The following is a 6918-nucleotide window of genomic DNA, read 5'->3' on the forward strand; positions in this document are numbered from 1 at the left end:
CTGCGCACCTGGGATGACGGGGTTATGTACACCGCCCTGTGTGCTTACGGTACGGGGCGGGCGGTCGGGACGCAAACTATGTACACCGGTCGTTACCCAGCTGAGGTACCATGGACCCATGACGGAGTTGGAGAAGGGTCCCAAGGGCCGCCGCCGCGGCCGGGGCGCCCGCGAGCGCATCCTCGGCGCGTCCCAGCAGCTGTTCCGCGAACAGGGCATCAACCGCACCGGCATGGACCAGCTTTGCGCGGCGGCCCAGGTGTCCAAGCGCACGGCCTACCAGCACTTCACCGGCAAGGACGAACTCGTCGCCGAGTACCTGCGCGGGTTCGACCCCTCCGTTCTGTCCGGTGTGTTCGACCGCACCGACCTCACGCCCCGCGAACGGCTCCTCGCCGCCTTCGACATTCCCCCCACCACCCCCCTGTGCCCCTACATCGCCGCCGCCGTCGAACTCCACGACCCCGAGCACCCCGCATCCCAGTACGCACGCGATTACAAGAAGGCCGTCGCCGCGCGGCTCGCCGAGACAGCCCGCGAAGCCGGCGCCGCCGACCCTGAACAGCTCGGCGAGCAGCTCGCGCTGCTCATCGACGGCGCCGCGGCCCGCACCCGGGTCCTCAACGCCGACGCCTTCCCCGCCGCCGCCGCCATCGCCGCCGTCCTCATCGACAACGCCATCCCCGCCACAGCCGGCGATGACCGGCGACGGGAGGAAGTGTCAAGTTGACTTGACACTCCGCGGCCGGGATGGACGCGCTGCCGGTCGCCGCTGAGACACAGACCGCGCAGACCCGGGCCCTGCACGCCTATCTGCGCCGGCGCAACGCCAACGCCCGCCACCGCGAGGTCCTGGCCGCCGAACGCTAGGAACGCGCCCGCATCCGCAGCGAGAAGGGCATCCGCTGGGGAGGCCGGCCCCTTCGCCGCCGCGGCCTGAACAACCCGGCGAACCCATCCGGTCAGAGCACTAGCCGGGGCAGCTCGCCGGGGTGCCGGAATGTCGGAGTGCCGTACTTCATGGGTGGACGGAACCCGCTCTGTGGGCTCGGAGTGGTCGACGGGGGCGTGGGCGCGGATCCGCGCTCTTCTGGCGCGCCCCGAAGGGCGTGTGACGCGACCGGCGGAAGGTCACCCGCGGCCGTCCGGGCGCGGGGGTGCCCCTCTCTCGGCACCGATGGTGGCGCGGCCGGTGGCAGCGAGGAGCGCGAGGAGCGCGAGGACGGCCAGCAGGACGATGACCAGCAGCAGGATGGTCAGTGCCGTCGGGTGGTTCCAGAGCGCGAAGACCAGGGCCACGATCAGCAGGAGGGCCAAGGCGATCCACCGCCGCTGGGCCTCGGCCCAGGTTCCCACCCGGCCGGTGCGGACCTGGTGGGCGTATGCCCAGTGTGCCGCGGAGTCGGCGGCGCGCTCGGAGGTGCCGCGGACGACGAGCGGCAGCCTTCCCGGGCCGATCAGATAGGCGCCCAGCGCGATGACCACACCGAGCACGATCGCTGTGCGCAGGCTGACCCTCAGGAAGCGCAGCAGGGTGTCGAAGACGGCTGCCGCGGCGGCCTCCGACTGAACCTGGGGCGGGAGATGATCCAGGTAGTAGCGGCGGGCGATGACCAGGATGACGGCCACGACCAGGCAGGCGAAGGCCGCGCCGAGAGCCGTACGGGCCAGGGCCCGGCGCCGCCGCCGGGCCAGCAGCACGCCGGCCGCGCCGATCACCACGACCAGCGCGGGAAACCAATTCCCGATCACGTCCAGCAGATGGGCGCCCTTGCGGATCTTCTCCAGTTGGTCGGACTGGAAGAGCACCATCTGCTGGTCGACCTCGGGGATCTTGGCGGCCGGCGACAAACCGGCTTCGACGAGCGCCCGTTTGACCTGATCGACGGCTTCGCCGACATCGAGGGTGACCGTCCCGCCGTCCACCCCCACTGCACCACGGCCCTCGCCCGTGAGCGCGTGCACGACCACGGCGTGGGCGGCCCGGTTGGCGTCCGTCCAGATCCGCTCGAAGCGATCGCTGCGCACGAAACGGGCGGCCGCCTTCTCGACCGTGTCGTTGACCGCGGAGTCGAGCTGCGGGCCCAGCCCCTGCACGGCCTGCGCGGCGCGGGGCGGCAGCCCCTGCGACTGCATCCAGGCGGCGATGTCCGCGGCGGCCTGGGTGCCGTCCACCCGCACGTCGGCGGCTTGGGTGATGCGCTTGACCGCCGCGTCCTCCATCGCTGGATCCGAGGCCAGAGGCGAGACCGTTGCCACGTACCGGTCGGTGTCCAACGCGATGTCGTGCACCCACACGGTGAGCAGGGCGACCGGCACCAGGATGCAGGTGAGCACGATGAGCACGGCCGAGGCAGTGTTCCGCGTGATCCGCACGGCCGCCGAGCCGTGCTTGCGGCCACCCCCCGTTGCATCACCCGCCTTTCTCTCTGAGGTGGCGACGGGCTCGGACGGCTCGTGCGGGCTGGCCATGGAGGCTCCAGGACGTCTTGGGTGAGTGCCTACCTCCATTTCCGCCGCTGTACGGCTGGACGGCCCGCCCAGGTGGGCCGTACGGACCAGACGTGGTCCGCGGCCCGGGGCCGTGAGCCCTGCACCACCTCTGAGCCGGCCGCCGCGGTCGCCGGCCTGTCCGGAGGGACTACGCCTCGTCGTTCCACTGGGCGGGCGGTGCCACCCGGCGTGTCCTCGTCGACGTCGGAGGCAGTCCTTCGCCGGCCTCTAGAAGGAAGCCACCGGCGCGATCAGGCGGAAGGCGGGGTGCCGCAGCGGCGCAGGAGTCGACAGTCTGCCGGGACTGACGGCGGACGGATCCGGAGGGTCAGAAGATGAGCGGTGGCGCCTGGACCGGTGTGGCGGTGGCGGGTGTCACGGCCGCCTACGCATTGGGCTCGCGTCGGCCGGCCTCGACACCGCTGTCGCCGGCGATCGTGTTCGTCGGTTCCGGGATCCTCCTCGGCCCGGCCGCGCTCGACCTCGTCGATCTGAAGCACGACGCCGCACCGATCATCGTGCTTCTCGAGGCCGCCCTGGCGCTCGTGCTGTTCACCGATGCCATGACGGTCCGCGGGCGCGACCTGGTGACCGGCGGCTTTCTGTCGGGCCGCCTGCTGGGCATCGGGCTGCCGCTGAGTATCGGGGCGGGCTGGCTGCTCGCCTGGCCCTTGCTGCCGGGGTTGACGGTGTGGGAACTCGCACTGGTCGCCGCCATCCTCGCCCTCACCGACGCCGCCCTCGGAAAGGCCGCCCTCTTCCATTCGCGCGTCCCGGCGCTCGTACGTCATGGCCTGAATGTCGAAAGCGGCCTGAACGACGGCATGGTGCTGCCCTTCTTCGTCCTGTTCCTGGCGGCCATCCCGGGCACGCAGTACGCGGAAGAGGGCGCGGCGGGTGTCTTCTGGCGCGCACTTGTCCTGAGTACCGCGCTGGGTCTCCTCGTCAGTGGGCTCGGCGGTCGGCTGCTGCAGTGGTCCAGGGCCAGGGGATGGGCCGCGGGGGAGTGGCGGCAGGTCTATCCGCTGGCCCTCGCGGCAGCGTCGTACGAACTCGCCGTCGTGACGGGCGGCAGTGGCTTCATCGCCGCCTGGGTCGCCGGATTCGCCCTCGGGTTCGCCCTGCGCCGCTACCGAACCGACCACGAGCAGGAAGACCCGGACCGCACAGCCGAGTTCGCCGGGAATCTCGGAGGGTTCCTCGCGGCGATCAGCCTGCTCGTCTTCGGGGCGGTGCTGCTCGGCCCCACACTGGAGCACCTGAGCTGGCGGATCATCCTGTACGCGGTGCTCAGTCTCACTGTCGTCAGGATGCTGCCGGTGGCCCTCTCGCTCGCCGGGAGCGGGCTGCGGCCCCCCACGGTGGCGTACATCGGGTGGTTCGGGCCGCGCGGTCTCGCGTCCGTCGTGCTGGCGCTGCTCGTGGTGGAGGAAAACGTCCGCGGGGTGGAACTGCTGGGCAGGGTGGTCGCGATCACTGTCGGCCTCAGCGTCCTCCTGCACGGCATCTCCGCCGTGGCCCTCGCCGAGCGGTACGGCCGCCGGCTCGAGAAGACCGCGGCAATCACGCGCGACCTGCGCGAGGACACATCCGTCCCCGAGAGCTCCGTGCGCCGTGGGCTCGGTCCCCCGGACAAGCCCGAGAGGTGAGGCAGGGAAGCCGGCGGTGGGACGCCCGGGTCGAGGTCAGGACGCCAGGACCTTCTCCTTGGCGTGCTGGAACTCCGTCTCGGTGAGTACACCCCTGCTCTTGAGCTCGGAGAGCTTGGTCAGCTCGTGCGCGTGGCCGCCCGTGCCCGCACTTCCGGCGCTTCCCTGGAGGTACGCGTCGAGCGACTGCTGCCGTGCCCCGGCGGCCTGCTGTTCACGCTTGCCCATGTCACGACCTCGGGCGATCAGGTACACGAAGATTCCGAGGTACGGCAGGATGATCACGAAGAAGGTCCATCCCGTCTTCCCCCAGCCGCTCAGCGAGTCGTCGCGGAAGACATCGCCGATGACGCGGAACACCAGGATGATCCACAGGATCCACAGGAAGATCCACATCATGGTCCAGAACGCGCCCAGAAGCGGATAGTCGTCTGCCAGATACACGTTGTCGCTCACAGTCGTTCTCCTGTCTCTGCCGGGCCTTGCGGCGCGACAGTCATCTCCGGCCCTCTGCACGCGTCAAGCGGCTTGGGCGGAGATCCGTCCGTTGTGCACGGCGTCGGTGAGGGCCTGGTGGTCGCGTTCGTTCTGGTCGGCGTAGCGTTCGGCGAAGACGCTGAGTGCGCGGTCGAAGGCATCTCCGGCACCGAGGTAGGCGGCGATGGCGATGCGGTCTCCGGACCTGGCGTGGGCGCGGGCGAGAGTGGCGCCGCAGAGTTCACCGAAGGCGCGCATGTCCTTGGGAACCATGAGCTGTGGTGCGGCGATGCCCTTCCAGTCCCGCAACTGGCGGATGTAGAAGTCGCGTTGGTGTCCGTCGATGCCGGTGACGCGTTCCCAGCCGAGGAAGATGTCGCTGGTGGCCTGCATGAGGCGCTGTCCGGCGACGACCCGTTGGCCCTGGTTGTCATAGGAGCTCGGGCCGGCGTACGGGGCCAGCACCGACCGGTCGGCTTCCTTGGCCTGCAGGAGAAGCGGATCCTCGTCGTCCTTGCCGAGCAGCAGGAGGATCCAGCATCGGGTGCCGACGCTGCCGACCCCGACGACCTTGCGGGCCATGTCGACGAGCCGGTACTGCCGCAGCAGATGGCGGCGGTCGGACTGCAGGCTGTGGCTGTACCGCTCGATCAGCTCGCGCAGCTGTTCCTCCATGGCATCCCGCTCGACACCCGGCATCAGGTCCTGCAACGGCACGATCAGGGGCGGGTCGGGGGCGATCCTGCGTCGGCCGTCCACAACCTCCGTGAGCCTCTCGAACGCCTGGAGGCTGTCGCGGCCACGGGCCTTGGCCATGGCCCGCCGGGTACGCTCCCGGGCCCGCGCCCCCACCTTCCGGTCCGCCAGCTCCCGCAGGACGTCCATGTCGGCCTTGGTGTACCAGACGGCGAGGTTGCCCAGGTCGGCGAAGTGGCGCATGCGCTCGCGGTAGGACCGTACGGCGGTCCGTACGACGGCGGCGCGTTCGGCATCCGTGTAGCCGTTTTCGCGTCCGGCGATGGCCAGGCTGGCGGCCAGCCTCTTGACGTCCCACTCCCAGGGGCCGGGCAGGGTCTCGTCGAAGTCGTTGATGTCGAACACCAGATGCCGCTCGGGCGAGGCGAGCAGCCGGAAGTTCAGCAGATGCGCGTCCCCGCACAGCTGCGCGGTGATTCCGGAGCGGGGGGTGTCGGCCAGGTCACCGGCCATGATGGCAGCCGCACCCCGGTAGAAGCGGAAGGGGGACTCCAGCATCCGGCCGTAGCGGATGGGCACGAGTTCCGGCAGCCGGGCGGCCGACTGCGCCTCGATGATGTCCACCGGGTCCGGTCGCTTCGCCGACGGCTGGTACTCCGCGTGAGCGGAGCGCGGCGCGTCCGCCCGCGCGGCGCGGCCCAGCGCCGCCCTCTTCTCCGGAAGCCTCTCGCTGCTCTCCTGATCAGCCATGACGCCACCTCCTGGGCGGAGCCGGCCCTCGGGAACACTTGCCCCGATCCGGGCCTGTTGTCCGGCCCTCTTCCACCGTTCCACACCCCGCACCGGACAGCACCTCGGCCTGAGCCTCGGCCTCGGCGTCGCTGCGACGGCCTTGAGTCGCCCCAGCTACGGCTCCCTCCGTAGCGAGCCGCATGCCGGAAGAGGATGCTGGACGGAGGGGCAACGTGATGGAGACATCTCATGAGTCGAACCAGCACAGACCGACAGCCGCACACGCCATTCCTGTCCCGCCCCGGTGTCCGCCGCCTCACACCATTCGTTCTGATCACCGCGATCGCTCTGGTCTTCATCTTCGAGAACCGCGCGGACGTCGAGATACGCCTCCTCATCCCAGAGGTGACCATGCCGCTCTGGGGTGCGCTTCTGATCGCCTGGGGCCTCGGCATGCTCGCCTGTGCCCTTACCGTGCGTCGGCGCCGGGACCGGCATACAAAACGACGGGGTCTATAGTTTCCCGCGGTCTCTGCCCCGCAACCGCGTCGGCGCGTCCCTGGCCTTCGCAGACGGCCTGCGAACAGCCATCGAGAGACAGTCGGCATTGCCCCGTTCGGGCACCACCTGCCCAGGGAGCTGGCTATGGTGCCGCTGATCGACATTGGCGACAGCGCTCGGCGGGTACATCAACACCGACTCGTCGTCCTGCACCGTAAACCAAACATCCCGGGCCTAGGCCGGCGCTCTAACTGGCTCTAACAAAAGCGGGTTGATCATGTGACTGTCCGCTTGATCGCTCGTTGATGTGAGCATGGGGAAGCGTCAGTCGCGACCGTGGATCGTGTCGGATGAACTGTGGTCGCTCATC

At 69.9% G+C, this 6918-nt stretch carries 6 protein-coding genes and 1 pseudogene; 4 read left to right on the forward strand and 3 right to left on the reverse strand.

Annotated features, from left to right (window positions below; genetic code table 11):
- The first annotated feature begins 118 nt into the window (after positions 1-118).
- Together ACIBLC_RS28620 and ACIBLC_RS28625 are read left to right on the forward strand one after the other, a co-directional pair.
- Positions 119-730 carry a TetR/AcrR family transcriptional regulator gene (locus ACIBLC_RS28620; RefSeq protein WP_399214135.1) on the forward strand — a complete coding sequence of 204 codons (612 nt, stop codon included), beginning with the start codon at positions 119-121 and terminating at the stop codon, positions 728-730.
- A gap of 53 nt (positions 731-783) precedes the next feature.
- Positions 784-870 (forward strand): annotated as a pseudogene (locus ACIBLC_RS28625) (integrase); the annotation flags it as partial.
- 261 nt (positions 871-1131) lie between these two features.
- On the opposite strand, the gene ACIBLC_RS28630 reads toward ACIBLC_RS28625, so the two are convergent.
- A complete protein-coding gene (locus tag ACIBLC_RS28630; protein ID WP_399214136.1) occupies positions 1132-2472 on the reverse strand; it encodes a hypothetical protein in 1341 nt (446 codons plus the stop codon).
- Between the two features lie 356 nt (positions 2473-2828).
- On the opposite strand from ACIBLC_RS28630, the gene ACIBLC_RS28635 reads away from it, so the two are divergent.
- Positions 2829-4142 carry a cation:proton antiporter gene (locus ACIBLC_RS28635; RefSeq protein ID WP_399214137.1) on the forward strand — a complete coding sequence of 438 codons (1314 nt, stop codon included), beginning with the start codon at positions 2829-2831 and terminating at the stop codon, positions 4140-4142.
- Positions 4143-4178: 36 nt separating this feature from the next.
- On the opposite strand, the gene ACIBLC_RS28640 is transcribed toward ACIBLC_RS28635, so the two are convergent.
- Both ACIBLC_RS28640 and ACIBLC_RS28645 read right to left on the reverse strand, forming a co-directional pair.
- Positions 4179-4598 (reverse strand): SHOCT domain-containing protein, encoded by a 420-nt coding sequence (locus ACIBLC_RS28640; protein WP_399214138.1) that lies wholly within the window; start codon positions 4596-4598, stop codon positions 4179-4181.
- Positions 4599-4661: 63 nt separating this feature from the next.
- Positions 4662-6065, reverse strand: a complete 1404-nt coding sequence (locus tag ACIBLC_RS28645) for a DUF2252 domain-containing protein (RefSeq protein WP_399214139.1) — start codon at positions 6063-6065, stop codon at positions 4662-4664.
- A gap of 231 nt (positions 6066-6296) precedes the next feature.
- Between ACIBLC_RS28645 and ACIBLC_RS28650 the strand changes: the two genes are divergently transcribed.
- Entirely contained in the window at positions 6297-6566 is a 270-nt protein-coding gene (locus ACIBLC_RS28650) for a hypothetical protein (RefSeq protein WP_399214140.1), read from the forward strand.
- The last annotated feature ends 352 nt before the right edge of the window (positions 6567-6918 follow it).

This window comes from Streptomyces sp. NPDC050535 (assembly GCF_044457665.1).
Classification (GTDB): domain Bacteria; phylum Actinomycetota; class Actinomycetes; order Streptomycetales; family Streptomycetaceae; genus Streptomyces.

Coding starts and splice junctions, on each gene's coding strand:
- ACIBLC_RS28620 (WP_399214135.1), top strand. CDS start 119: ATGACGGAGTTGGAGAAGGGTCCCAAGGGCCGCCGCCGCGGCCGGGGC.
- ACIBLC_RS28630 (WP_399214136.1), bottom strand. CDS start 2,472: ATGGCCAGCCCGCACGAGCCGTCCGAGCCCGTCGCCACCTCAGAGAGA.
- ACIBLC_RS28635 (WP_399214137.1), top strand. CDS start 2,829: ATGAGCGGTGGCGCCTGGACCGGTGTGGCGGTGGCGGGTGTCACGGCC.
- ACIBLC_RS28645 (WP_399214139.1), bottom strand. CDS start 6,065: ATGGCTGATCAGGAGAGCAGCGAGAGGCTTCCGGAGAAGAGGGCGGCG.
- ACIBLC_RS28650 (WP_399214140.1), top strand. CDS start 6,297: ATGAGTCGAACCAGCACAGACCGACAGCCGCACACGCCATTCCTGTCC.